General features: G+C 64.4%; 23 protein-coding genes, 1 tRNA gene and 1 pseudogene. 12 read left to right on the top strand and 13 right to left on the bottom strand.

Features of this window, described 5'->3' with window-relative positions; all coding sequences use genetic code 11:
• Positions 1-578 precede the first annotated feature (578 nt).
• From QOL79_RS19595 to QOL79_RS11345, 3 genes and pseudogenes are all read left to right on the top strand, one after another.
• Positions 579-797 (top strand): annotated as a pseudogene (locus QOL79_RS19595) (hypothetical protein); the annotation flags it as partial.
• 67 nt (positions 798-864) lie between these two features.
• A complete protein-coding gene (locus QOL79_RS11350; RefSeq protein ID WP_283419651.1) occupies positions 865-987 on the top strand; it encodes a hypothetical protein in 123 nt (40 codons plus the stop codon).
• A gap of 311 nt (positions 988-1,298) precedes the next feature.
• The gene (locus QOL79_RS11345; protein ID WP_283419650.1) at positions 1,299-1,469 is read left to right on the top strand and encodes a hypothetical protein; all 171 of its coding nucleotides are present in this window, start codon (positions 1,299-1,301) and stop codon (positions 1,467-1,469) included.
• 329 nt (positions 1,470-1,798) lie between these two features.
• On the opposite strand, the gene QOL79_RS11340 is transcribed toward QOL79_RS11345, so the two are convergent.
• The 4 genes from QOL79_RS11340 to QOL79_RS11325 form a co-directional block, all read right to left on the bottom strand.
• Complete coding sequence (locus tag QOL79_RS11340) at positions 1,799-1,942, bottom strand: hypothetical protein (RefSeq protein WP_283419649.1); 144 nt, start codon at positions 1,940-1,942, stop codon at positions 1,799-1,801.
• A 98-nt stretch (positions 1,943-2,040) separates the two neighbouring features.
• A complete protein-coding gene (locus tag QOL79_RS11335; RefSeq protein ID WP_283419648.1) occupies positions 2,041-2,913 on the bottom strand; it encodes a hypothetical protein in 873 nt (290 codons plus the stop codon).
• Positions 2,914-4,025: 1,112 nt separating this feature from the next.
• Complete coding sequence (locus QOL79_RS11330) at positions 4,026-4,208, bottom strand: hypothetical protein (RefSeq protein WP_283419647.1); 183 nt, start codon at positions 4,206-4,208, stop codon at positions 4,026-4,028.
• 11 nt (positions 4,209-4,219) lie between these two features.
• Positions 4,220-4,546, bottom strand: a complete 327-nt coding sequence (locus QOL79_RS11325) for a glycoside hydrolase family 130 protein (RefSeq protein ID WP_283419646.1) — start codon at positions 4,544-4,546, stop codon at positions 4,220-4,222.
• 261 nt (positions 4,547-4,807) lie between these two features.
• Between QOL79_RS11325 and QOL79_RS11320 the strand changes: the two genes are divergently transcribed.
• The 4 genes from QOL79_RS11320 to QOL79_RS11305 all read left to right on the top strand — a co-directional run bounded on the left by QOL79_RS11320 (position 4,808) and on the right by QOL79_RS11305 (position 7,642).
• Entirely contained in the window at positions 4,808-4,945 is a 138-nt protein-coding gene (locus QOL79_RS11320; RefSeq protein ID WP_283419645.1) for a hypothetical protein, read from the top strand.
• Entirely contained in the window at positions 4,945-5,211 is a 267-nt protein-coding gene (locus tag QOL79_RS11315; protein WP_283419644.1) for a hypothetical protein, read from the top strand. Before QOL79_RS11320 ends, QOL79_RS11315 begins: the two co-directional genes overlap by 1 nt.
• Positions 5,212-5,620: 409 nt before the next feature.
• The gene (locus tag QOL79_RS11310; protein WP_283419643.1) at positions 5,621-6,445 is read left to right on the top strand and encodes a DNA adenine methylase; all 825 of its coding nucleotides are present in this window, start codon (positions 5,621-5,623) and stop codon (positions 6,443-6,445) included.
• An 18-nt stretch (positions 6,446-6,463) separates the two neighbouring features.
• A complete protein-coding gene (locus QOL79_RS11305; RefSeq protein ID WP_283419642.1) occupies positions 6,464-7,642 on the top strand; it encodes a tyrosine-type recombinase/integrase in 1,179 nt (392 codons plus the stop codon).
• A 227-nt stretch (positions 7,643-7,869) separates the two neighbouring features.
• Here QOL79_RS11305 and QOL79_RS11300 read toward each other — a convergent pair whose 3' ends face one another.
• The 5 genes from QOL79_RS11300 to moaA all read right to left on the bottom strand — a co-directional run bounded on the left by QOL79_RS11300 (position 7,870) and on the right by moaA (position 12,007).
• The gene (locus QOL79_RS11300) at positions 7,870-8,628 is read right to left on the bottom strand and encodes a replication protein A (RefSeq protein WP_283419641.1); all 759 of its coding nucleotides are present in this window, start codon (positions 8,626-8,628) and stop codon (positions 7,870-7,872) included.
• Positions 8,629-8,647: 19 nt separating this feature from the next.
• Entirely contained in the window at positions 8,648-9,868 is a 1,221-nt protein-coding gene (locus QOL79_RS11295) for a tyrosine-type recombinase/integrase (RefSeq protein WP_283419640.1), read from the bottom strand.
• Positions 9,869-10,050: 182 nt separating this feature from the next.
• Positions 10,051-10,125: transfer RNA gene (locus tag QOL79_RS11290), tRNA-Asn, on the bottom strand.
• A 61-nt stretch (positions 10,126-10,186) separates the two neighbouring features.
• Positions 10,187-10,957 (bottom strand): NAD kinase, encoded by a 771-nt coding sequence (locus QOL79_RS11285; RefSeq protein ID WP_058453961.1) that lies wholly within the window; start codon positions 10,955-10,957, stop codon positions 10,187-10,189.
• Between the two features lie 42 nt (positions 10,958-10,999).
• Positions 11,000-12,007, bottom strand: coding sequence for a GTP 3',8-cyclase MoaA (moaA, locus tag QOL79_RS11280; RefSeq protein ID WP_283419639.1), 1,008 nt, complete (start codon positions 12,005-12,007; stop codon positions 11,000-11,002).
• Between the two features lie 60 nt (positions 12,008-12,067).
• Here moaA and QOL79_RS11275 point away from each other — a divergent pair, with 60 nt between their 5' ends.
• Positions 12,068-13,267 (top strand): GGDEF domain-containing phosphodiesterase, encoded by a 1,200-nt coding sequence (locus QOL79_RS11275; protein WP_282947469.1) that lies wholly within the window; start codon positions 12,068-12,070, stop codon positions 13,265-13,267.
• Here the strand turns inward: QOL79_RS11275 and mfd are convergent.
• Both mfd and QOL79_RS11265 read right to left on the bottom strand, forming a co-directional pair.
• On the bottom strand, positions 13,264-16,842 hold the full coding sequence (gene mfd, locus QOL79_RS11270; protein ID WP_283419638.1) for a transcription-repair coupling factor: 3,579 nt from the start codon (positions 16,840-16,842) through the stop codon (positions 13,264-13,266). The genes QOL79_RS11275 and mfd overlap by 4 nt on opposite strands.
• Positions 16,839-17,099: a succinate dehydrogenase assembly factor 2 gene (locus QOL79_RS11265; RefSeq protein ID WP_058454150.1), complete on the bottom strand. Its 261-nt coding sequence runs from the start codon at positions 17,097-17,099 to the stop codon at positions 16,839-16,841. Before QOL79_RS11265 ends, mfd begins: the two co-directional genes overlap by 4 nt.
• A 173-nt stretch (positions 17,100-17,272) precedes the next feature.
• On the opposite strand from QOL79_RS11265, the gene recG reads away from it, so the two are divergent.
• Positions 17,273-19,339, top strand: a complete 2,067-nt coding sequence (gene recG, locus QOL79_RS11260) for an ATP-dependent DNA helicase RecG (protein ID WP_283419637.1) — start codon at positions 17,273-17,275, stop codon at positions 19,337-19,339.
• Here recG and QOL79_RS11255 read toward each other — a convergent pair.
• Together QOL79_RS11255 and tyrS are read right to left on the bottom strand one after the other, a co-directional pair.
• Positions 19,336-19,677: a PilZ domain-containing protein gene (locus QOL79_RS11255; RefSeq protein ID WP_058453957.1), complete on the bottom strand. Its 342-nt coding sequence runs from the start codon at positions 19,675-19,677 to the stop codon at positions 19,336-19,338. The genes recG and QOL79_RS11255 overlap by 4 nt on opposite strands.
• A 75-nt stretch (positions 19,678-19,752) precedes the next feature.
• Positions 19,753-20,979: a tyrosine--tRNA ligase gene (gene tyrS / locus QOL79_RS11250; protein WP_204994154.1), complete on the bottom strand. Its 1,227-nt coding sequence runs from the start codon at positions 20,977-20,979 to the stop codon at positions 19,753-19,755.
• Positions 20,980-21,161: 182 nt separating this feature from the next.
• Here tyrS and QOL79_RS11245 point away from each other — a divergent pair, with 182 nt between their 5' ends.
• The 3 genes from QOL79_RS11245 (at position 21,162) to QOL79_RS11235 (ending at position 23,829) form a co-directional block, all read left to right on the top strand.
• Positions 21,162-21,728: a DOMON-like domain-containing protein gene (locus tag QOL79_RS11245; RefSeq protein WP_283419636.1), complete on the top strand. Its 567-nt coding sequence runs from the start codon at positions 21,162-21,164 to the stop codon at positions 21,726-21,728.
• Entirely contained in the window at positions 21,725-22,930 is a 1,206-nt protein-coding gene (locus QOL79_RS11240) for an exo-beta-N-acetylmuramidase NamZ family protein (protein ID WP_283419635.1), read from the top strand. The genes QOL79_RS11245 and QOL79_RS11240 overlap by 4 nt, the downstream gene beginning before the upstream one ends.
• A gap of 68 nt (positions 22,931-22,998) precedes the next feature.
• Complete coding sequence (locus QOL79_RS11235; RefSeq protein ID WP_283419634.1) at positions 22,999-23,829, top strand: hypothetical protein; 831 nt, start codon at positions 22,999-23,001, stop codon at positions 23,827-23,829.
• Positions 23,830-23,842 lie beyond the last annotated feature (13 nt).

Genomic DNA, 23,842 nt, shown 5'->3' with positions numbered 1-23,842 from the left:
GGCCCATATCGTCGTCACAGTTGGCGAATGACTCGTGTGCGATGTTGATAGGTGCTGTACCGCCTGCCGACGCGTCAATTGGCGAAGTCGTCGGCGAGCTTACGGGTCAGGCTCTCTATCTCCGTTCTTTGCCTTTCGGAGTCGGTGGCCGCCGGCTCGGGAATTGCGGCGCTTGGGTTTCGGATGGGCGCGAGCTCGGGGAAGTGGCCACCTTCATTTTTCCAGCTCTCGACAGCCGATCGCCTGTCCGCTTCATGCCGCGAAGGTAACGCCATCACGCGAGGCGCGGCTGCAGCCCGCCCCGACTTCAAAACCTCTGATATAGTCGGCATGACCCGGCTCCGTCGTCGAGCGGGAGTATGGAGGAATCTCTCAGTCGCACCGGCGCTCAAGGCATGGAATGCAATACCCTCCATCTGGGATGATGCATGGCCAATGCTAGGGTAGAGCCATCACATTCGTCGATGGCTCGGATGGCGCTTTGGGGAACTACGTCTCTGGCTTGCTGACGTACGATCGACGCTGTTGCATGGCCTTGGCACTATCGCCGCCGTAGGATCGACCTTTTGCCATCGCTGATGGGGCGGCCGGCGTCCGCATGGCGGACCTTTCGGGAAGGATCGCTATTGCTCCACGATACCAGGCTTCTCGCCATGCTCCTCATGGGACTGGTGCTCGCCTTCATCGGCGGGTTTATGGCGAGCAGGCTCAAGCTGCCGCCGCTCGTCGGCTATCTGCTTGCTGGCTTGGCCGTCGGCTCGTTCACTCGGGGTTTCTTGGGGGGCGGCGCCGATGTAGCGAACCAGTTCGCCGAAATCGGCATCCTGCTGATGTTCGGTGTAGGGATGCGGTTCGATCAAGGATATGATCGCCGCCGGCCGGTTGATCGTCGAGGCTCTCGTCAGGGTACTGGCGTCGGTATTGCTGTCGGCATTGATGGGCGCGCCGGGGGGGGTGAAGGAGCTATGGGCGGAGCACAACCTGTGAAAGGAACGCGATCATATTTTGCACAATTTTGTGGCCGGCACCTTCTCGATCTCAGGGCGAACCCCTGGGGCCGGGGGCTCTTCGTCAGTTATTGCACCGTTTGCGGTTGCGAGATGGTCAAACTGACCGGCCTGGTATGGCAGGCAAGCGGACAGCGGGGCTGAGACGATCTTCTTCTGCCGCTCTTCTTTTGCCGCTCGGCCGACCGGAAACGCGCTATTTGTCTTCTCGTATGATGATCGGGAACAATGCTCTCTCTGGCGCGTCGTCTCCATGCCCACTACCGGGCATTTGAAGAGAGGAGAATGGTCATGGTCAACCCCGACCAGAACCAGACCGGCAACCAGCCGGGCCGCAAGCCGGAAGGCGAGCGCCAGCCCCAGCAGGAAGATGGCGATCGCCGTCAGCCCGGCCAGCCGGACCGCGACAAGCGGCCTCAGCAGGGCCGAGAGACGGCAAAGCCGGGCAAGCAGAGCAGCTAGCCCCAGCTAACGGATCTTCCCCGACCGGGCTGCGTGTCGATGCGTGGCCCGGTTTCGTCTTTAGAAGTATCCTGCCACCCTTCCAGTGACTCCCGGCCGCTGGCAGTGTGCGATTTTCGCATAACCTGTTGGAAAAATGTGCCTTCGCACCACATAGGCAAGTACCGGTGAGGCGATAATCGTCGAGAAGCGAGGTCGCGGCCGAATGGCGCGTCCGTGCGATCCGATCGTCTTCAAGTAGCGGATTGAGGCACATAGTGCGGACTGTTGCATCAAGCGAGAGTACAACAATCTTCCCTTTGTCTCATGCAGCTTGTTCAGAATTCAGGTCACGAAGCCCTGCTACCACGGATCGCTAAAACCAAGACCCTATCGTTCGAAGCTGGCACGAGTGGCGGTTTGACGGGCGTAAACGGGAAATGTTCCTGATTATCGAAGCCGATGTGCTGCTCCGGTTCGGCGGGAATGGTCATGATATGGTGATGTTAGAGGATTTGCGCGGGGCTTCGGTTGCGCGGTCGCCCGCTTCGCCTGGTGCAATCGACCGCATCCGTATCCTTCCCGTTCGCCATTAGCTTGTCGCTTTGGCAGCGGCGCATAATCGATTCATTAATCCTGCTTCGAGCGGCCCGCCTATATCGTGGAGTTTATGAAGCCGTTCGGCAACGATTTTCCAGATATGGGCGGCCGCGCGATCGCCAAGGCGGGCCGCCTCGACTTCCTTGCCGACGGCAAACTGTTCCGAAGCGTTGCCGTGGCGATTTTCCGCGTCGAGCATCGCCCTTGAAATGATCTGTTCGCAATCAGGATCATCGGCTTGTTCGCTTAAGCTGCGCTCCCGAATGCGCTGGCGAAGGAGTTCGGCGCGATCGTCATGAACGTTGGTGTTTTGCGAAGTCTCCGGGGGCAATTGCCCGGCATGGCTGCGGGAGATACCTTCGTCCGTCGATGGCCGTTCAGAGCCGCGCTTGACCGTGCTTGTGGTGCTCACATTGTCGTCCAGCATCGTATCGTCGGCAAGAGTCGAGAGCGCGATGTCATCATATCCGAGCGACCGATAGATATCGCGGCCGATGACCCGGAGCGCTTCCTCGATGTCGGCCAGCCGGCCGCCTATATCTTCGAGTGCTGACGCTCTGCGTTCCTGAGGCTTCATGCTGAACCCCTTTTGAATGAGAAGCTCGGCAATGAGTGTGTCGACGAGGAAATCCCCATATCCGGTGACCGGTTCTGAGGTTGCTGGGTCGGCCCTTGGGCGTACGGAACCAGGCTGCGTTCTTATTGGAAGTCCGTCTTTGAGGCCGCGCGGGTCGCGATATTCGGCGATCCGCTTGGCATAGTGACTAGGCAAATCGAAGTTGGGCAAAAGATGTCCATTGCGCCGCGCCCGGCTTACTGCAATCAAGGCCATCTGATAGTGATCGAGAAGGTGATTGAGATCCATGTTCCGTCTCCCATGTGCGGGAGCGCGAAAGTCTCTCGGTCGCCAACATGCAAAAAACGAATCTGGCGATGTCTTGAATGTGGTGCGAACAACCGCTGATTACAAGGTCAATGGTCACCGTAGAAACCAGCCGTTCCGGTGGCGGTCAACGCGCGGCATGATCATGCTCGCGTCCGGCAACCTGAGGGGCGATGGTCGCAGGGATGGATCGACCGGACAGAAAAAGCCCCATCCTTCGACGGGGCTTTTTCCATCCTCTGCGGTCGTGACCAAAGGAAGCCCCATCAACTCTCACGAGGGTCGCATCAGAGAGTCTTTGTATAGAGAGCCTAGGCTTATCCACGAGAGAGTCGAGCGGTAAAATCCGCCAGGCGCGAAAGATTGAAGCCTCGCTCGGCGGTTATTGCGCTGTGATACGCTTCGGTTTCGCATGGGGCTCGGGTGGACCGGAGGGAATGCGACGATGCGGGCTGGGCGGGTGGAATGGTCTCGTTCTGCGCGGCGAATTGATGCCAGCATTATGTCCGTCTGTGTTAGGATGAGGCATCACCCGATTTCGATCGCAAGCTTCCCGTGACTGAGAGACATCGAGCTCCCGCTTGCCGACGGGAGTCTATTCGATGATTGCCATCCACGAACCCTCGCAACCTTTCGGCCGGATCATTCGGCTGTGGAACCGGCTTCTCACTCATGGGCTGGAACATGTCCCGCAAACAATCGAAAACGCGTTTCGCCAGTCGCGTCGCAGGCGGCGCGACCTTGAGCGCGCAATCGATAGCTGGGCGCGTGAGAGCAACGCCCGCTCGGGGGCCTCGCAACCAGCCCATCTTCAAATCGCACAATCGTTTCCCGTCCAACAAGCGATTGAACAATGGGACAATGAAGGCGGAGCACAACCCCGACGAGGACCGCGGCTGTGATTTTGCACAATCTTTTCGGCCGCCACGTTGCTTGCATCAGGATCGCCCGGATCGTGACAAGTGGCCGCACCAAGGTGGAGAAGCCGCAGCGCTAGGCAGGTGGGGCGGCTAGTTCTGGGCGGGTTCCGTTTTGGGAAGCGTCCCGTGGCGTTTCAAGTCGTCTCCGGTCGCCGGCTAGCGTCCGATTTCGCTTCACATGCGGGAACGGCGCACCTGCGCGACCGCATCGGCAAGGGTAGAATAGCGATAACCGTCCAGGACATAGGTCGCCACGGGAACGCGGGTAATGCTGTATCGATCGAGTGTTTTACGTTCGGCCGCATCGATTCTGCCGCTCTTGCACGCTCGGTCGTTTCCGGGAGGAGTCTTGTCCATGACGAAGCCTTTCAATCCTTGAGCTGGTCGAGAAGATTCGTGATCCTGATCGTGGCGACGGTCGAAAAGGCGTCGGATATGGCATAGGGAAGCAGGATGCGTTCTCCCACCTTTATGGCGCCGCACGAGTAGACCACGTTCGGGACATAGCCATGGCGCTCCGCGGCCGCCGGCTGGACGAGCGGTAGCTTGCGCAGGCCGATCCCTCCAACGCCACCGAAAGCACGCGAGCGGATTCGGGACGAAAGTTTTGCATGGCTGTCTCCCGAAAGTGGGCGACTGCCAGCATTGGGCCAGCCGATGTGTCGCCATTCCTCGCGACTGGATGCCGCTGCCAATTAATGAGCGAACATATGGGTCGACGCCCTACATTTGCTATGAAACCGGATGATCGTGAGACATGGTACTGACGCATCGACAAAGGCGGACGCCAGCGCGACGAACGGGCCAGGGGGCGAGCCGCTAGAATTTGTTCCCGAACGCGGGCTGGAGGAAGGTCGCGGATGTGCATGAATGATCTGCCCGGGGTTAGACAGCTACTCCAGCGACTGCATCGAAATGCGTGAATCTACAATGCGCGTCGGGGTATGGAGTAGCAATTGGTCAACCGCAAACGCCGGGCGCTGATCGAAAAGCTCGACGACGATGCGCTCGATCCCGGCGATCGCGCCGACTGTTGGGCACAGATTCGCGCGGCCGACGACGCGCTCAACCAATTATACAGGGAGGGCTTTTGATGCGAGGGATCCTGATAGCCGCGCTGCTCTTGTCGGGCTGCGCCGATCGCGCCGTCGTGCGCGATCGCATCCAGCCCGTATCGGTGCCGGTGATCCAGAAGTGCGCGAGCGAGAAGCCGGCCGCGGTGACCCCGCTGCGCAATCGGATCGATGGCGCCGCCTGGGACGCGCTGACGCTGAAACAGAAGGCCGAGACCGTTGCCGCGCAGGGCCTGCGGCGGATGAACCATTCGGCTTCGCTCGAGGCGGCGACGTCGGCCTGTTGAGATCGGGTATCGTGCCCGACCTCTGACTCAGATTGAGTCACGAACATGGGGTTCACCCCATGTTGAAACGGGGTGCCGCCCCGATCGCGATCGCCGGCAAAGCCGCGCCCAAAGTGGGGGTATCGCCGGGGGTATCGCCGCCGCGCGAACCGGGCGCGCGCGCCGGAAATCTGCGCTTTATGCGCGCCAGTGTCGGGGAGGGATTATCCGCGACACTCGGACGCGGAAACGACGCTTTTGCGTCAATTCGACTTTTACAGATTCTCCGCTCGAGAGCGGAGGCCGGGGTGATCCTACCCACCCCAAGCCGACGGCCAGAGCCGCCACGACCAACCGATCCTGTCCATGAAACAGAGGGCTGGATCATCCCGCCTGCCGAGCCGGCGGGGCAATGAGTAGGTACAGAGAAATGATTGAGTCCAACCGAATAGCTTCCGATCTGGCGACATATGCTGTCGATCCGGTCCGACCGGCCGCGCCCTACATCGGCGGAAAGAAGGTACTATCGCGCCGCCTTTGCCAGCGGATCGCCGAAGTTCCGCACGAAACCTATGCCGAAGTGTTTGTCGGCATGGGCGGCGTTTTCTTCCGTCGTAGCGCGAGGCCCAAGGCCGAAGCGATCAATGACTGGGCCAAGGATGTGCATAATTTTTTCCGCGTCCTGCAGGTGCATTACATCGCCTTCCTCGAGATGATGCGATTTCAGGTGACAAGCCGGGCCGAGTTCGAACGGCTCGCAGCAGTGGATCCCGAGACGCTGACCGACATGCAGCGCGCGGCGCGCTTCCTATATCTTCAGCGCACGGCATTCGGCGGGAAGGTGGCTGGTCGCGGCTTCGGAATTTCGCCAGCAAACGCCGGTCGCTTCGACGTAACGAAACTGCAGCCCATGCTTGAGGCCATCCACGACCGCCTTGCCGCAGTGACAATCGAGCGACTGCCCTGGGCGGACTTCATCAAACGATGGGATCGCGACGGAACGCTATTCTACCTCGATCCGCCCTACTTCGGCGGCGAAAATGACTACGGCAAGGGCATGTTCGGCCGCGAAGAGTTTGCCGCGATGGCCGAGCAACTGGCGGCGATCAAGGGCCGCTTCATCCTGTCGATAAACGATACTCCTGAAATCCGAGCACTCTTCGCGGGCTTCGACATCGAAGAGGTTAGCTGTCGCTACACGATCGGCGGGAACCACAAGGCCCGCGATTTCGGCGAGCTCATTATTTCCCGGTAAATCCAAAGCGAGGTGACTATGTTGACGATCGGCGCGGTGAAAGCCGCGGCGCCGCAGGCGCGCGCCTATAAGATGAGCGACGGCGGCGGCATGTTCCTGTTCGTCACGCCGGCGGGGCACAAGAGCTGGCGGCTCAAGTACCGCTGGCGCGGGCGCGAGAAGCTGCTCGTCCTGGGCAGCTTTCCCGACATGGCGCTGCCTGGCGCACGCGCCGCGCGCGAGCTCGCGAAGCAGCAGCTGCACGCAGGCGTCGATCCCGGGAAGCGCGCCGATCGCGGCGACGCACTGGAAGGGGTCGCGCGCGCCTGGCACGCGCACCAGGTAGCGCACTGGTCGCCGGCGCACGCCGCCGACGTGATCGCCAGCCTCGAGCGCGACGTCTTTCCGGCGATCGGCGCGCGGCCGATCGGATCGATCGCGCCGGCCGAGCTGCTCGCGCTGGTTCGAGAGGTCGAGGCGCGCGGCTGTCTCGAGAGCGCCGGGCGCCTTCGCCAGCGGCTGTCGGCAATCTTCGGCTTCGCGATCGCCGAAGGCCATGTCGCAACCGATCCGGCCGAGAAGCTCGGGCGCGCCATGAAGGGCGGAAAGCTCGCCACACCGCACCCGGCGCTGGTGACGATCGCCGAATGCCGCGAGCTGCTCGCCGCGTGCGCTGCGCTCGATGTCGCGCCGGCCGTCCTGGGCGCGTCGCAGCTGCTCGCGCTCACGGCCGTGCGCCTCGATGCGGTGCGCGGGATGCGATGGGACGAGGTCGAGGATCTGGACGGCGACGAACCGCTGTGGCGCGTTCCGCCGGCGCGGATGAAATTGTCGCGGGCAAAGAAGGGTGAGGAGCGCTTCGCGCACCTGGTGCCATTGTCGCCGGCCGCCGCGGCGATCGTGCGCGCGGCCGCCGGTCGACGTCTCGGTTCTGATCTGGTGTTTCCCGGGCGCGATCGCGCACGGCCGATCGGCGAGGCGACGCTGCGCGACCTGTATGTCCGGGCCGGCTTCGCCGGCCGCCATGTACCTCACGGCTGGCGCGCCAGTTTTTCGACGATCCTGAACGAGGAGCTGGGCGAGATCTGGTCGGCGGCGATCGACGCCGCGCTGGCACACAGCAAGAATGACAAGGTCGAGGCGGCCTATAATCGCGCCGAGCGCCTGGCGCGCCGGCGCGAACTGATGAACCGGTGGGGCGAGCTGCTCAGCGGATGATGCATCAACTTGCATCACGATGATGCAGATTGCCGCAACCGGGCCTGCCGAAGCAGCGCCCGATGGGTGGCACGGACCTTGCTCTCGGCCCTCGCCGAGCCCCGCGTCGGCACAGCCGACGCGCACGACGGTTCGTTCGGCGGTGAGGCCGAGGCGCTGCTCTACGCTGGGGGAGGGGGCGGATCTATATAGCGCGTGCCGAAGGCACACCTTTCATGGGATATGATCTATATCCCCCCGGTTTCAACGTGCCTCGACGATTCGCGCTCCTTGTCCAACAAGGTCGCGATGCGGGCGAGAGTTTCTCCCGCAAGCTCGTCGCCGTTCCACGTCGCTGCGTGGAACTGGGCGGAGCTCATGCTGTCCAGCATGGCTTGCCATTCCCTGGCGTGCTGCTCGCGCGCCCAGTCGGCGTCGTCGGGTGCAGGCGCGCCTCCGAGCAGCTGGCTCACCATCCGCTCGAGCGGCTTGGGGAGCAGCAGCGCATAGGCGTTCGAGATCTGTTTGACCTGCGGGCCGGCGCCTTCGGCGTCCTCGATCGGTTCACTTCGTCGGACCCAGTGCAGGAAGCCCGCCTGGCGCAGGCGGCGCAGCGCGGCGTGCACGGCCGCGTAGCTGTGGCCCACGGCCTCCGCGATCGTCGCGACAGCCGGATCGAGGCGGCCGGTACGGAAATCCAGATAGCGCGTGTACATCACCTCGAGCACCGCGAGGCCGATGTGACCGATCATCCCGTTGCGGGTGCCGGCATGCTGGCGCTGCCGCTCGCGCCGCGTGCGCTGCTCGAGGTGGCGCGCCGCCTTGAGGATCGCTCCGATCCGGCGCTTCGCGCCGCGGACATTGCCGCCCATGAAGGGGCGCCAGATCCTGTCCTCTATCTGCCCCTTGTAGTAGCTGTTACGCCACACCGGCTGCCCGGTGCGGCGCGTCTTGGCGGCAGCTGTTCCAGCGAGGAGCTCGCCGATCGACCGTGTGGGCGCGTTCATGCCGCGCCTCCCGTCGCTGTCAGTCGGGCATCAGCATATCCGCCCAGGCCTGCGCCAGCTCGCGTCGCCGCGGCAGATAGGCGGCGCGATTGTACGAGGCTTCGACGCCCTCCTTGATGTGGGCGAGCATCAGCTCGATGATCTCGCGATCGCGTTCGCGATCCTCGATCGCCGCGAGCTCGTTCATGATCGTCGAGAAGGTGGCGCGCCAGCCGTGCGGGACGTGACGATCCCGGTACCCGGCTTCGCGATAATGCTTGCTGATCGTCGATTCGCTGATCGGCTGATGGCCGCCGCCGTATCCCGGGAACAGCCAGCGCCGGCGCGGGTTGCCCGCCAGGGCCGACTTCACCACCCTGACCGCCTGCAGCGAGAGCGGTATCACGAATTCGAAGGTCACGTCCTCCTTGCGCTCGCGCGTCAGCTTCATCTTCGCCGCGGGGATCCGCCAGACAGGGTTCGGCCCGTCGAGATCCTCGAACTCGCGGGGCTCCGCCAGGCGCACCACACCCGGGCGCGCGGCCGTCAGCGCCATCAGCTGTGACGCCAGAAGGGTATAGCGCCAGCTCGACATAGCCTCGCTCGCGGCGAGCATCGCGCGCGCGTCCTCGATCTTGGTCAGCGCCGGGCGCAGCTGCTTCGTTCGCTTGGCGAGCGCCTTCTGGATGATCGCCGCGGGGTCGTTGTCCGCCAGCTCCGACGCGATCGCCCAAACGAAGATGTCCGAAACGTGCAGGCGCACGCGGTGCGCCATCTCCTTCGATCCCCGCGCCTCGACCTTGCGGATTGCGGCCAGCACCATCGATGCCGTCACGTCGCGGATCCCGACCGAACCAAACTGGGGAAAGATGTCCGCCTCGAGGCGCTGCAGGATCTGTCCGGCGTAGCGCGGCGCCAGTGTCTCCGATCGGCTGGCGTGCCAGGCGCGCGCCACTTTCTCGAAGCTGTGAAGCGAGGCCTCGAACGCGCGCGCCTTCGCTTGCTTGCGCACCACTGTCGGATCGATGCCCTGCGCCACCTGCGCCCGGGCGGCATCGCGCGCAAGGCGCGCCTGGGCCAGCGACACATCGGGATAAAGCCCGATCGTCAGCTGCTTTTCCTTTCCGCCAAAACGGAACTTCCACCGCCACGATTTCGTGCCGGTGGCCTTGATCAAGAGGAAGAGACTGCCGCCGTCGGAGAGCTTCCAGTCGCGATCGCGGGGGAGGGCCTTCTTGCAGGCCGCGTCGGTCAGCGCCACGAGGCCCCGGATCCGATGCCCCCACTAACACACCGCCTTTGCCCCATTGTGCCCCCGCTGGTGCCCCCACTTGAGGGGGGATTGGTTGAAACAAGCTGAAACAGGTTGAAACAATCTTTTCGCCGATCGCCCCGGAAACGCAAGCGTTTCGGGCTTCGTTGAAACAGGTTGAAACAGGAAAGTGGCTCCCCGGGTAGGATTCGAACCTACGACCGATCGATTAACAGTCGATTGCTCTACCGCTGAGCTACCGAGGAACACCCCGCCGTGGCGGGCAAGGCGGCCCCTTTGCCGCCGCGCGAATGATTTTGCAAGACCTCAAACGATAAATTGTTCCATCGCGATGCGTTCGTCCAATCCTTGGTCGGGATCGAAAAGCAAAGTCAGCGGCCGGCTGCGGTCGGTGGTGACCAATACCGTCTTCACGTCACGGATTTCGCGCTGGTCGGCGACCGCGCTGACCGGGCGTTTTGCGGCCTCGCGGACGTTGAAGCGGATGCTCGTCGATTCGGGGACAAGCGCGCCGCGCCAGCGCCGCGGGCGGAAGGGGCTGATCGGCGTCAGTGCGAGCATCGCCGAATCGAGCGGCAGGATCGGGCCGTTCGCGCTGAGGTTGTAGGCGGTCGATCCGGCGGGGGTCGAGACGAGGACGCCGTCGCAGGCGAGTTCCTCGAGCATCGTCCTTTCGTTGATCATTACCTCGAGCTTGGCGGCCTGGCGCGTTTCGCGGAGCAGCGAGATTTCGTTGATCGCGGGGAGGATGTGCCGTTCGCCGCTGATCGTCGTGATGTCGCCCGACAGCGGGTGGATCAGATAGGGGCGCGCGGCTGCAAGGCGGTCGAGCAGTCCCTCGACACGGAACTCGTTCATCAGGAAGCCGATCGTGCCGCGGTTCATGCCGAACACGGGCAGGCTGCGCCGCTGGTCGAGCAACTGGTGCAGCATGTGCAGCAGAAAGCCGTCGCCGCCGAGCGCGATCAGCAGGTCGGCCTCGTTGAGGTCGACGAAATCGTAGAGCGGCCGAAGCTCGGCCTCGGCCTCCTCGGCCGCCGGCGCGTTCGACGCGACGAGCGCGATCTTGCGTTGCATTATGGTCCCGAGCCCCCTGAAAAATCCCTGGGCGAGGCTATCCTAGCCGCCCGTTGCACTCATATGACGCGCGACCGCCGGTGTGGACTTTCGTTCGATATGAAAGTCATGCGCGCGGGGTTTGCCAGCCAATGCGGCGTCAATCAAGCCGTCGACATCGCCGCCGTCGCGCAGCGCCGCGCGCAGGTCGACATGGTCGTCCTGACCAAGGCACATATAGATGCGCCCCTCTACGGTCAGGCGGATGCGGTTGCACGTCGCGCAGAAATTGTCGCTGAGCGGGGTGATGAGGCCGAGCGTCACCGGGCTGTCCTCGATCGCGAAATAGCGCGCGGGGCCGCCGGTTGACTTGTCGACGGGCCAGATCGGCCGTTCGGCGCGCAGCGGCGCGATGAACTGGTGGAGCGGGATGTAATGATCGCTGCGGTCGCCCTCGACCTCGCCCAGCGGCATCGTCTCGATCAACGTAAGGTCGCATCCGTTCGCGGCGCACCACTGCAGCATCGGCAGGAGGTGATCCTCGTTGATGCCGGCGAGAGCGACCATGTTGATCTTTACCGCGATGCCTTCGCGCTGCGCCGCCGCGATCCCGCGAAGCGCGACGTCGAGGTCGCCGAACCGCGTGATGTGCCGAAAAGCCTCGCGGTCGAGCGTGTCGAGGCTGACGTTGATCCGCCGCACCCCCGCGGCAGCCAGCATCGGCGCGTGTTCGGCGAGCCGCATTGCGTTGGTGGTCAGCGTCAACTCGTCGAGGCCGTGCCCGATCAGCGAGCCGAGCCGCGCCGCGAGCATTTCGATGCCGCGTCGTACCAGCGGCTCGCCGCCCGTGAGGCGGATACGGCGGATGCCGCGCGCGACAAAGCGTTCGGCGAGTTCGCCCATTTCCTCGATGCTGAGCACCGCCGCCTTGGGCAGGAACTGCATGTCCTCGGCCATGCAATATCGGCAGCGCAGGTCGCAGCGGTCGGTGACCGAAAGGCGCAGATACTCGATCCGGCGGCCATGGGCGTCGGTCAACGTTGCGGCGGGCGGGGGCGAAAGCGCGGACATCGGCACGATCATGATGCAAAATGGAAGGGCTTGGCAAGGAAAGCCTGATAAGGCGGCGCGATGAATCGCATATCCGAGTCGCTGTCCGGCTGCGTCCGAACGCTGGAAAATCTTCATTTGCGGTACGACGCCGACGTGGGCGTCATGCTGGTTCAGGTCGACCAGATGGCGCGTATCAACAATAGCGCCGGGACTGCTGCGGGGGACGCCGTGCTCGACGAGATCGGCCGTCGACTCGAAAGTTTCGCGACCGACGAATTCGGGCAGGGGAGCTGCGTCGACCGGATCGACGGGCCGCGCTTCCTGATCGTTCCGGCGGTGCCTTTGTCGCTTGGCGCGCTGAGGGCGCAAGAACGCGCGCTGCATGTTGCGCTCGCCGAGCCGATGGTGGGCGATCCCAAGGGCCGCCTCGCGATTCGCATCGCCGCGGCGTTGATCGCGCGCGACGAACCTGTCGTCGAGCAGCTCCGGACCGCGAGCGACCAGCTGGCGCGCCCGGCGTCGGCGCGCGACGGCGCGATGGTGATGGCTGCGCTGTCGCGCGGCGAGGTGGTGATCCACTATCAGCCGCAATATGATGTCGCGACCGGCGCGATGAGCGGGGTCGAGGCGCTGCTGCGCTGGCAGCACCCGGAGCTGGGCCTGCTGGGCGCCGGGCCGCTGGTCACCGCGGCACGCGCGGCGCGCCTCGAACGCGAGCTCACCGAACATGCGCACCATGTCGCATTGGCCGAGATCGCGGCATGGCCGGAGGCGCTGGCGAACATTCGCGTCTCGCTCAACATCACCGCCGCGGACCTTGGCGATCCCGAATTCGCCGAACGGTTCGCCGGCATGGCACGGCAGGCAAATGTCGACCCCGCGCGCCTGACGCTGGAACTCACCGAGCAGGCGATGCTGAGCGACCCTGCGAGCGCGGCGGAGCAACTGGCGCAGATCCGCGCGTTCGGCTGCGCGATTGCGATCGACGATTTCGGCACGGGCTATTCGAGCCTGTCGCTGCTCGCGCGGCTGCCGATCGACTATCTGAAGATCGACAGCGGCTTTACGCGGACGATCGACGACAGCGATCGCGACCGCATCGTCGTGCGCGCGATCGTCGACCTCGCGCGCGCGCTCGGTCTGCTTGTCGTTGCCGAAGGCATCGAGAAGCCGCAACAGCTCGAACGGCTGAAGGAACTGGGTGTCGCGACCTGGCAGGGTTTCCTGAAGTCGGGGCCAGTGCCAGGCGACCAGCTTCCCGGGCTTCTCGCCGCCTAAGCAGCCTGTTTCGCGAGCTTGCCCAATCCCTTCGACAGCTGAAGCGCGCCGTTGAGCCGCGCTCCGGTACTCACCCAATCGCCGCTGATCGACAATTTGTTGTCGGGGCGGATGCGCGCGCGGCCCTTTAGCCGCTCGACATAGGCGATAAGGCCGGGGACGTTGGCGAAAGCGTCGCCGTGGAAGCTGACGAGCGCGCCCTTGGTGCCGACGTCGAGCTTGGCGATGCCCGCCGCCTTGGCGTTGGCCTTGATCTCCATCAGCTGAATGAGGTTCGCCGTCTCGGGCGGCAGCGGGCCAAAGCGGTCGATCATCTCGGCCGCGAAGGCGTCGAGCGCCGGGCGGTCCTCGGCCTCGTTCAGGCGGCGATAGAGCGCCATGCGCAGCGGCAAGTCGGGGACATAGTTTTCGGGGATCAGGATCGGCGCATCGACGGTGATGACCGGCGACAAGGCTTCGCGCGGCGGCGCGGCGCCCATGCCTTCGGCCTTGGCCACCAATATGGCCTCTTCGAGCATCGACTGGTACAGCTCGAAGCCGACCTCGCGGATATGTCCCGACTGTTCGTCGCCGACGAGATTGCCCGCGCCGCGAATGTCGAGGTCGTGGCTCGCGAGCTGGAAACCCGCGCCGAGCGTATCGAGATCGCCGAGCAGCTTGAGCCGCTTTTCGGCGGTGTCGGTGATCGCGCCGCCCTCGGGCGTGGTGAGATAGGCATAGGCGCGCGTCTTCGCCCGCCCGACGCGGCCGCGGAGCTGGTAGAGCTGCGCCAGGCCGAAGCGGTCGGCGCGGTGGATGATAAGCGTGTTCGCGCTCGGAATATCGAGCCCGCTTTCGACGATCGTCGTCGATAGCAGCACATCATATTTGCGGTCGTAGAAGGCGCTCATGCGGTCCTCGACCTCTGTCGGGGTCATCTGGCCGTGCGCGACGACATATTTGATTTCGGACACGCGGTTGCGCAGGAATTCCTCGATGTCGGGCAAATCCTTGATCCGCGGCACGACAAAGAAGCTCTGGCCGCCGCGATCATGCTCGCGCAGCAGCGCCTCGCGCATCACGACCGCGTCCCATGGGGCGACGTAGGTTCGTACCGCGAGCCGGTCGACCGGCGGGGTCTGGATGACGCTGAGTTCGCGGAGGCCCGACATCGCCATCTGCAAGGTGCGCGGGATCGGCGTCGCGGTGAGGGTCAGGACGTGGACGTCGGCCTTGAGCTGCTTCAGCCGTTCCTTGTGGACGACGCCGAAACGCTGCTCCTCGTCGACGATGACGAGGCCGAGATTCTTGAACTCGACCGATTTCGCGATCACGGCATGGGTGCCGACGACGATGTCGATCTGGCCGCTCGCGAGACCGTCGCGCGTTTTCTGTGCTTCGCCGGCCGGAACGAGCCGCGACAGGCGGCCGATATTGACCGGGAAGCCTTTGAAACGCTCGACGAAATTCGTGTAATGCTGGCGCGCGAGCAAGGTTGTCGGGACCACGACCGCGACCTGCACGCCCGCCATCGCCGCGACGAACGCGGCGCGGAGCGCGACCTCGGTCTTGCCGAAGCCGACGTCGCCGCAGACAAGCCGGTCCATCGGGCGGCCCGAGGCGAGATCTTCGAGGACGTCGCCGATCGCGCGGTCCTGATCGTCGGTTTCCTGATAGGGGAAGCGGTCGGCGAAGGCGGGGTAGGCGGCGTCCTGCGCCAGCACCTCGCCGGGGCGGAGCGCGCGCTGCGCCGCGGTCGCGAGCAGTTCGCCCGCGATCTCGCGGATACGTTCCTTCATCCGCGCCTTGCGGCGCTGCCAGGCCTCGCCGCCGAGCTTGTCGAGCGCGACGCCCTCGCTCTCGCCGCCGTAGCGCGAGAGGACGTCGAGATTTTCGACCGGGACGTAGAGCTTGTCGCCGCCGGAGTAAGTGAGCGCGACGCAGTCGTGCGGGCTGTTCCCGACCGGGATCGAAGTCAGCCCCTCGTAGCGGCCGATGCCATGATCGAGGTGGACGACAAGATCGCCGACGCTGAGCGTCGCGAGTTCGGCGAGGAAGGCGTCGGCGCTCTTGCGGCGCTTCTGACGGCGGACGAGGCGTTCGCCGAGGATATCCTGCTCGGTGAGCAGGCTGATCGCGTCGCTCGCGAAGCCGTGGTCGAGCGGCAGGACGATGAGTGCGACGCTTGTCCCCCTCCCGCTTGCGGGAGGGGCTAGGGGAGGGCGTGTTTCATTGGTGTGTGCGCCCACAGGCCCTCCCCCGACCCCTCCCGCAAGCGGGAGGGGAGAAGATAGGCCCAGCGCTTCCTGCCACGTCTCGGCCTGAACCAGCCCCGTCACCCCATGATCGCGCAGCAGCCCCGACAGGCGCTCGCGGGCACCGCCCGAATAGCTGGCGATGATCGTCCTGCGACCCTTGCGGCGCTCGTCCGACAGATGGTCGGCGACCTTGTCATAGACGTTGAGATCGGCGGTGCGCTCGGGGGTGAAGTCGCGCGCCGCGAAGGTTTCGAGGTCGATCACCGATGGCGACGGCGGGACGTCGAAGGGCGAGACCATGTGGATCGGGCGCGTGCGTTCGGAGGTGCCCCATTCGTCCGAGGTGAGGTACAGCGTTTCCGGCGCAAGCGGGCGATAGCTGCCCGCCTGCTCGCGCTCCGCGGCGACGCGGTTCGCATGATAGTCGGTGATCGCGTCGAAGCGCGTCTCGGCGGTCGCGTCGGTGCGGTGGCCGCGCAGCACCGGGGTCGCAGGATCGATATGGTCGAACAGGGTTGCCAGCCGCTCTTCGAACAGCGGCAGCCAATGGTCCATGCCCGCCTGTCGGCGGCCTTCGCTGACCGCCTGATAGAGCGGATCGCCGGTCGCCTGCGCGCCGAAAATTTCGCGATAGCTCGAGCGGAAGCGCTTGATCGTACTCTCGTCGAGCAGGGTCTCGGCGGCAGGGAGCAGTTGCAGCGCCTTCGCGGGGCCGAGGCTGCGCTGGTCGGCGGGGTCAAAGCGGCGGATGCTTTCGATCTCGTCGCCGAAGAAATCGACGCGAAGGCCGGTCTCCTCGCCCGCCGGGAACAGGTCGAGCAGGCTGCCGCGCACGGCAAATTCGCCCTGATCGGCGACGGTATCGACGCGGTTGAAACCGTTCGAGACGAGCAGCTCGGCGAGCGCATCGCGGTCGATCCGCTGCCCGGCCGCGAGTGTTGTCGCGAGTTGGCGGATGCGGAACGGCGTGAGCGTGCGCTGGGTGATCGCCGCGACGGTGGTCAGGATCAACTCGCCGCGCTTCGGCGCCGCCTGCAGGGCGGAGAGCGTCGCGAGCCGGTCGGCGCTGACCCGCATCGACGGTCCGGCGCGGTCGTAGGGCAGGCAGTCCCATGCCGGAAAGCGATGGATGATCAGGTCGGGCGCGAAGAAGGGCGCGGCGTCGGCGACCGCCTGCATCGCGGCATCATCGGTCGCGACATAGACGAGCCGCTTGTCGCTGGCGCGCGCGAGGTCGGCGAGCAGCAGCGGCAGGAACCCGTCGGCCGCGCGCGCGAGCGTCAACGGCGCCTCGGCGCGCGCGATCGCGGCAAAAATGTCGGCGGCAGCGATGGTCATGGCAGCGGGATATAGTCCAGCCGCCGCATCGCCGCGATCAGCGGCGGGTTGTCGAGATGCGCGGGCGGCTCGCCGGTGCCGAGCGCCCAGCTCATGATGTCGACATCGTCTTCCTCGACAACGGTCTCGTACCAGCGAAGTTCCTCTTCGCTCCATTCAGCCGCATAGCGATCGAAGAAGCCGCCGATCATATAGTCGGCCTCGCGCGTGCCGCGGTGCCAGGCGCGGAATTTCAGGCGTTTGAGGCGGTCTTGCATGGCGGGCTTCCAGAATGCGATCGACAAACATCGTCCCGATCCGTTCGTGTCGAGCGAAGTCGAGACACCCACCGGTCTTGCGCAGCGCCGACGGGCATCTCGACTTCGCTCGATGCGAACTGAGATGAAGGGCTGGGCAAAACGAAGGGTTCAGGTCTAGACACGCCCTAGCGATGCGACCCGAGATACTCAATCCGCTCTTTGCCGCGCTGACCGACCTGAGAGGCGTCGGGCCGCAGCTTGCCAAGCCGCTGACGCGGCTTGGGCTCGAGCGCGTCGTCGATGTGCTGTTCCACCTGCCGACGGGACTGATCTCGCGCTTCCCGGTCGACCGGCTCGACGAAGCACAGGCGGGGCAGACGATCATCGTCGAGCTGACGGCACAGGATTACCGCCCCGGTCGCAGCCCGCGCGCGCCTTTCGGGGTCGAAGCGTTCGACAGTGCGGGCGATCATGTGCGGCTCGTCTATTTCGGGCGGACCTCGGGGCTGGCGCGCAAGCTGTTTCCGCTCGGTGAGAAGCGCCGCGTGTCGGGGCGCCTCGACCTTTATGGCGACATGCGCCAGATCGTGCACCCCGACCATGTCGCCGAGCCGGACGACGAGGCGGGGATCGCGGTGCACGAGCCCGTCTATCCGCTGACCGAGGGGCTGACCAACGCGCGGCTGTCGCAGCTCGCCTCGGTGGCGCTCGAACGGCGACCCGAACTCGCCGAATGGATCGATGCACCGTTGCTGGCTAGCCGGGGGTGGCCCGCGTGGCGCGAGGCGATCGAACGCGCGCATGCGAGCCCGCGCGACGAGGCCGCGCGCGACCGGCTCGCCTATGACGAGATTTTCGCGAGCCAGGTCGCGCTGATGCTGATTCGGCAGGGGCTGCGCAACCGGAAGGGCAGGGCGATCGCCGGCGACGGGCGCCTGACCGACGCGCTGCAGCTGCCGTTCGGGCTGACCGGTGCGCAGGAACGCGTCGGGCGCGAGATCGCCAGCGACATGGCGCAGGACACGCCGATGCTGCGGATGCTGCAGGGCGACGTCGGATCGGGGAAGACGCTCGTCGCGCTCCGCGCGATGCTCGCCGCGGTCGAGGCGGGGACACAGGCGGCGCTGCTCGCGCCAACCGAAATCCTCGCGCGCCAGCATTATGCGACCTTGCAGCGGATGCTCGGCGGGCTGCCGGTGAACCTCGCGATCCTGACCGGGCGCGACAAGGGGAAGGTGCGCGAGTCGACGCTGATGGGGCTGGCTGATGGGAGCATCGACATTCTCGTCGGCACGCACGCGATCTTCCAGCAGGCGGTGACCTACAAGGACCTGTCGCTCGTCGTCGTCGACGAACAGCATCGCTTCGGCGTCGCGCAGCGGCTGATGCTGACCCAAAAGGCGGCGCGGCCGCCGCACTTGCTGGTGATGACCGCCACCCCGATCCCGCGGACGCTGCAACTCGCCAACCATGGCGAGATGGACGTGTCGCAGCTCGACGAGATGCCGCCGGGGCGCACGCCGGTCGATACGCGCGTCATTTCGCTCGACCGGCTCGATGATGTCATCGACGCGCTCGACCGGCATCTCGCAACGGGGGCGCAGGCCTATTGGGTCTGCCCGCTCGTCGCCGAGAGCGAGGGCAGCGAACTCGCGGCGGCTGAGGATCGCGCTGCGCTGCTCCGCGCGCGGCTTGGCGACCAGCGCGTCGGGCTGGTCCACGGGCGGATGAAAGGGCCAGAGAAAGATGACGTCATGGCGCGCTTCCAGGCGGGCGAAATCGGCGTCCTGGTTGCGACGACGGTGATCGAGGTCGGGGTCGATGTCCCCGCGGCCAGCTTGATGATCGTCGAACATGCGGAGAATTTCGGGCTCGCGCAACTGCACCAGCTGCGCGGCCGCGTCGGGCGCGGCGCTGCCAAGTCGGTGTGCCTGCTGCTGCGCTCGCAAAATCTCTCCGAAACCGCGCGCGAGCGGCTCGCGCTGATGCGCGATACGAACGACGGCTTCGTCATCGCCGAAAAGGATTTGGAACTGCGCGGCGGCGGCGAACTGCTGGGGCTCAAGCAGTCGGGCGACGCCGACTATCGCGTCGCGACGCCCGAGCAGTTGGTGCGGCTCTTGCCGGTGGCCCACGACGATGCGCGCCTGTTCGTCGAGCGCGACAGTGGCATGGAGGGAGCAAGAGGCGACGCGGTGCGCCTCTGCCTCTATCTATTCGAGCGCGACGCCGCGGTGCCGCTGCTCAGGAGCGGCTAGTTGACGTCGCCGCGCGCCCCCATGGCGCGGATCATCGGCAGATAATCTTCGGCGGCGATCGATTTTTCGAACTGCACACCGGCCTTGCCGCCGAGCGACCAGATGACCTTCGCCGCGACGCGGCCGATGATCGGCATCCGGTACACGACGAGGTCGCCGGGTTCGAGCCCGCGTTCGTAGCGCATCAGCAAACCGTCGGCGCTGATGTTGACGCAGGTGCACATTTCCTGCCGCCCGTCGGGAAGCACGAAGGGAAGGCGGCAATAGACGTCGCTACGCGGCGCAATCCGCTGGTCGAGCCCGACATAATGGGCTTTGCTGGTATCGATCTTACGCATACGTCCCGGACCTTTGTGGTTTGCCATGGACGTTCTACGCGAATGCTGAAGAATCGGTAAACGACATCGGCGCGGTCATCGCGTCACCAGCCCGTGTTTTTTTGCGCCAAGGCTCAGTGGAACCGGGTCGTTCGCGGGCTCGATCCGGTGATGCGGATCGCGGACCACGACCCCGTCAACCTTGACCGCGCCCTCGTCGAGTTTGCGCCGCGCTTCCTTGTTCGAAACCGCGAAGCCGAGCTCGCGCAGCGCGTCGACGATCGTGATGCCGTCGGCGGGGGCCACGACCTGCGGCAGATCGCCACCAATATGGCCCTTTTCAAAGGTTTGCGTCGCCGTTTCGGCGGCAACTCGCGCCGCCTCGGCGCCACGGCACATCGCCGTCGCTTCGTTCGCGAGGATCTTCTTCGCCTCGTTGATTTCGGCACCCTCGAGCGCTTCCAGCCGTGCGATTTCGTCGAGCGGCAGGTCGGTGAACAGCTTCAGGAATCGACCCACGTCGCGGTCGTCGCAATTGCGCCAATATTGCCAGTAATCGAAATGGGGCAACTGTCCCATATTGAGCCACACGGCACCCGAAGCAGTTTTGCCCATTTTGGTCCCCGCGGCGGTCGTGAGCAGCGGAGTTGTCAAACCATAGAGGTCGGCACCGTCCATGCGGCGGCCGAGTTCCATGCCGTTGACGATATTCCCCCACTGGTCCGACCCGCCCATCTGGAGGCGCACGCCGCGCTCTTTCGACAGGTGCCGGAAATCGTAGCCCTGCAGGATCATGTAGTTGAATTCGAGGAAGGTCATCGGCTGTTCGCGGTCGAGCCGCAGCTTGACCGAATCGAAGGTCAGCATACGGTTGATCGTGAAATGCGTGCCCACTTCCCGCAGCAATTCGATATAGCCAAGCTTGCCCAGCCAGTCCTGGTTGTCGACCATCACCGCGTCGGTCGGACCGTCGCCGAAGGTCAGGAACTGCTGGAAGATGCTGAAGATCGACGCGATGTTCGCCGCGATCGTTTCGTCCGACAGCATCTTGCGGCTCTCGTCGCGGCCCGTGGGGTCGCCGATGCGCGTCGTACCGCCGCCCATCAGGACGACGGGCTTGTGCCCGGTCTGCTGAAGGCGGCGCAGCATCATGATCTGGACGAGGCTGCCGACGTGCAGGCTGGGCGCGGTCGCGTCGAAGCCGATATATCCGGGGACGATCTGCTTCGCGGCAAGGGCGTCGAGCCCTTCCGCGTCGGTCATCTGGTGGATATAGCCTCGCTCGTCCAGCAGGCGCAGAAGGTCGGATTTGAAGTTCGTCATGGTGGGCGGGCGCTTAGCATGGCGGTGCGGCAAACCCAACTGGTTCATGTTTCCATTATCGTCACCCCGGACTTGATCCGGGGTCCCGCTTCCTCAAGAAGGGTGGATGGACCCCGGATCAAGTCCAGGGTGACGAAGAGGGATTGCCTTCGGCAAGCTCGGGATGAACGGAGAAGGGTTGAATGTCGGGCTATTCTAGCGAACGGCGCGAACTGATTTGCCACCCCGACACGCCGGCCCGGGGGGTGCGTTCGATCGCGGTCGAGATCGACCTGTCGTTCGAGGAGGGCTTTGCGCTGCGCTTCGTCGTCGAGGGAGAGATCGGAGCGATCGTGTTGCCGCAGGGCGAGGGTGAACTGGTGATCGCCGACAGCGGCACCGACGGCCTGTGGCAGGGCACCTGCTTCGAGGCTTTCCTGACCGAGGAGGGGCAACCCGACTATACGGAGTTCAACTATGCCCCCGACGGCCGCTGGGCCTGTTACCAGTTCGACGATTATCGCTCGCTGCTGCGCGCCGACGATCTCGCGCCGTGGATGATGGAGGTCGAGCGCGAGGTCGGCCGCTATGCCCTGCGCGTCGAGCCCGGTATCTTTCCCGACACCGGATCGAAGCTCGCGCTCGCCGCGGTGATCGAGGAAGTCGACGGCACCAAAAGCTACTGGGCGCTCCGGCATCCGCCGGGCAAGCCCGACTTCCATCATCCCGATTGCTTTGCGCTGACGCTTGAGGCACGCGGGCGGGCATGACGACCCTCTTCGGTATAGACCGCCTGCTCGCCGATCCCGCGCTTCGCGCGCCGCTCCAGGGCAAGCGTGTTGCGCTGCTCGCGCATCCCGCCTCGGTCACCGCCGACCTCACCCACAGCGTTGACGCCCTCGTCGCGGCGGGGATCGAGGTCACCGCGGTGTTCGGTCCCCAGCATGGCGTGCGCGGCGACCTTCAGGACAATATGATGGAGTCGCCCGACTTCACCGATCCCACTTACGGCATGCCGGTGTTCAGCCTCTATGGCGAGGTGCGGCGGCCGTCGGGGCAGTCGATGCACACCTTCGACGTCATGCTCGTCGATCTGCAGGATCTCGGCTGCCGTATCTACACCTATGTGACGACCCTGCTCTACGTGCTCGAAGCCGCAGCGCAGCATGGCAAGGCGGTATGGGTGCTCGACCGCCCGAACCCCGCGGGCCGCCCCGCCGAGGGGACGCGGCTGCGCGAAGGCTGGGAAAGCTTCGTCGGCGCCGGGCCGATGGTGATGCGCCATGGGCTGACGATGGGCGAAATGGGGCGCTGGTTCATCCGCCACTTCAACCTCGACGTCGATTATCGCGTGATCGAAATGGAGGGCTGGGAGCCGGAGGGGCCGGGCTTCGGCTGGCCCGCCGAGCGTGTGTGGATCAACCCCAGCCCCAATGCCGCGAACCTCAACATGGCGCGCGCCTATGCTGGCACGGTGATGGTCGAGGGTGCGACGCTGAGCGAGGGCAGGGGGACGACCCGCCCGCTCGAACTGTTCGGCGCGCCCGATATCGATGCCAAGGCGGTGATCGCCGAAATGCGCCGCCTCGCGCCCGAATGGCTCGCTGGCTGCAAGCTGCGCGATATCTGGTTCGAGCCGACCTTTCACAAGCATATGAAGCAGCTCAACAACGGCATTCACATCCATGCCGAGGGTGCGTGGTACGATCATGCGGCGTTCCGGCCGTGGCGCGTGCAGGCGCTGGGATTCAAGGCGATCCGTTCGCTCTACCCCGACTATCCGATCTGGCGCGGCAAGGATTTCAAATATGAATATACCGACGATGTGCTCGCGATCGACGTGATCAATGGCGGCCCGAGCCTGCGCTTATGGGTCGACGACGCGAATGCGACGCCGGGCGACCTCGACGCGCTCGCGCTGCCCGACGAGGCGGGGTGGCGCGATGAGATCGCGTCACTGCTTATATATTAGTGAACCCATCGATGGCTTTACCTACAATTGGAACATGCAGATTGTGCAACGCCAATCGACCGCTGGTAATGAGCCACATAATTCCAGCTTTTGCTTTCCGCTGGCAGAAGAGGACCGGCGGCCCAATTCGCTGTACCGACAACTTCAATCAGCGCGTGCAGGACGGACCAAAGGAGCCTTGGCTTTGCCACGAATGTGAGCAAATCTTTTCTCGCCACGAGCAAAAATTCTCGTCGTTGATGATGGAGAAAATCCCGCTGCCGGTATCCTCGGTGCAATATGGTCCTTGGCTGAACGCATTTCTGACGTCTCTGGCTTGGCGAACATATCACTTCTGCCGGGACCACGGGCGCGGCGGTGAATATTCGGGCGTTCAAGCCGAAAAAATGGATCAAGCTGAAAAAGCTTGGCGAAGCTATCTTCTGGGATCAAGCAGTTCAGCCTCGGCTTTTCCGATGTTCTTAATATACTTTGATAAAATTGAAGATCACAATTTGGTTGATCTGCCGACCAACTGGCACAGGTTCCAAATGCGCCAGATCACTCTAGATATCGCGGGCTCGAAGAGCACGTTGATGACCTATACGAAATTTGGGCCGTTTACTGCGTTGGGTATGATCCAGTATCGAAAGCGGGATTGGATGGGCGTTCGTGTAAACAACGAAAGCGGGCGATTTCCGCAGAAAAAGCTCGTTCTGCCTAAGGCGCTTTTGCCATTCTTCGCCGAAAAGGCCGCTCTGACAGCAACCGCTGCGGCTCGAATGAGCGAGACGCAAAGGATGAAGGTGTCTAAGGAATTTGAGCGCCGCCTCTTGGCCGGAGAAGCAGGCGGCCACCACTTAGATGCGATACTTGCGGACGCGAGAACATTTGGCATCGATGCGGTTACACTGCGCTAATTTTCGTAAAAAT

It is taken from the genome of Sphingopyxis sp. Geo48 (genome assembly GCF_949769155.1).
GTDB lineage: Bacteria > Pseudomonadota > Alphaproteobacteria > Sphingomonadales > Sphingomonadaceae > Sphingopyxis.
Note: the sequence above shows the minus strand (reverse complement) of the source record. Positions and strands in the feature narration are given on the sequence as shown.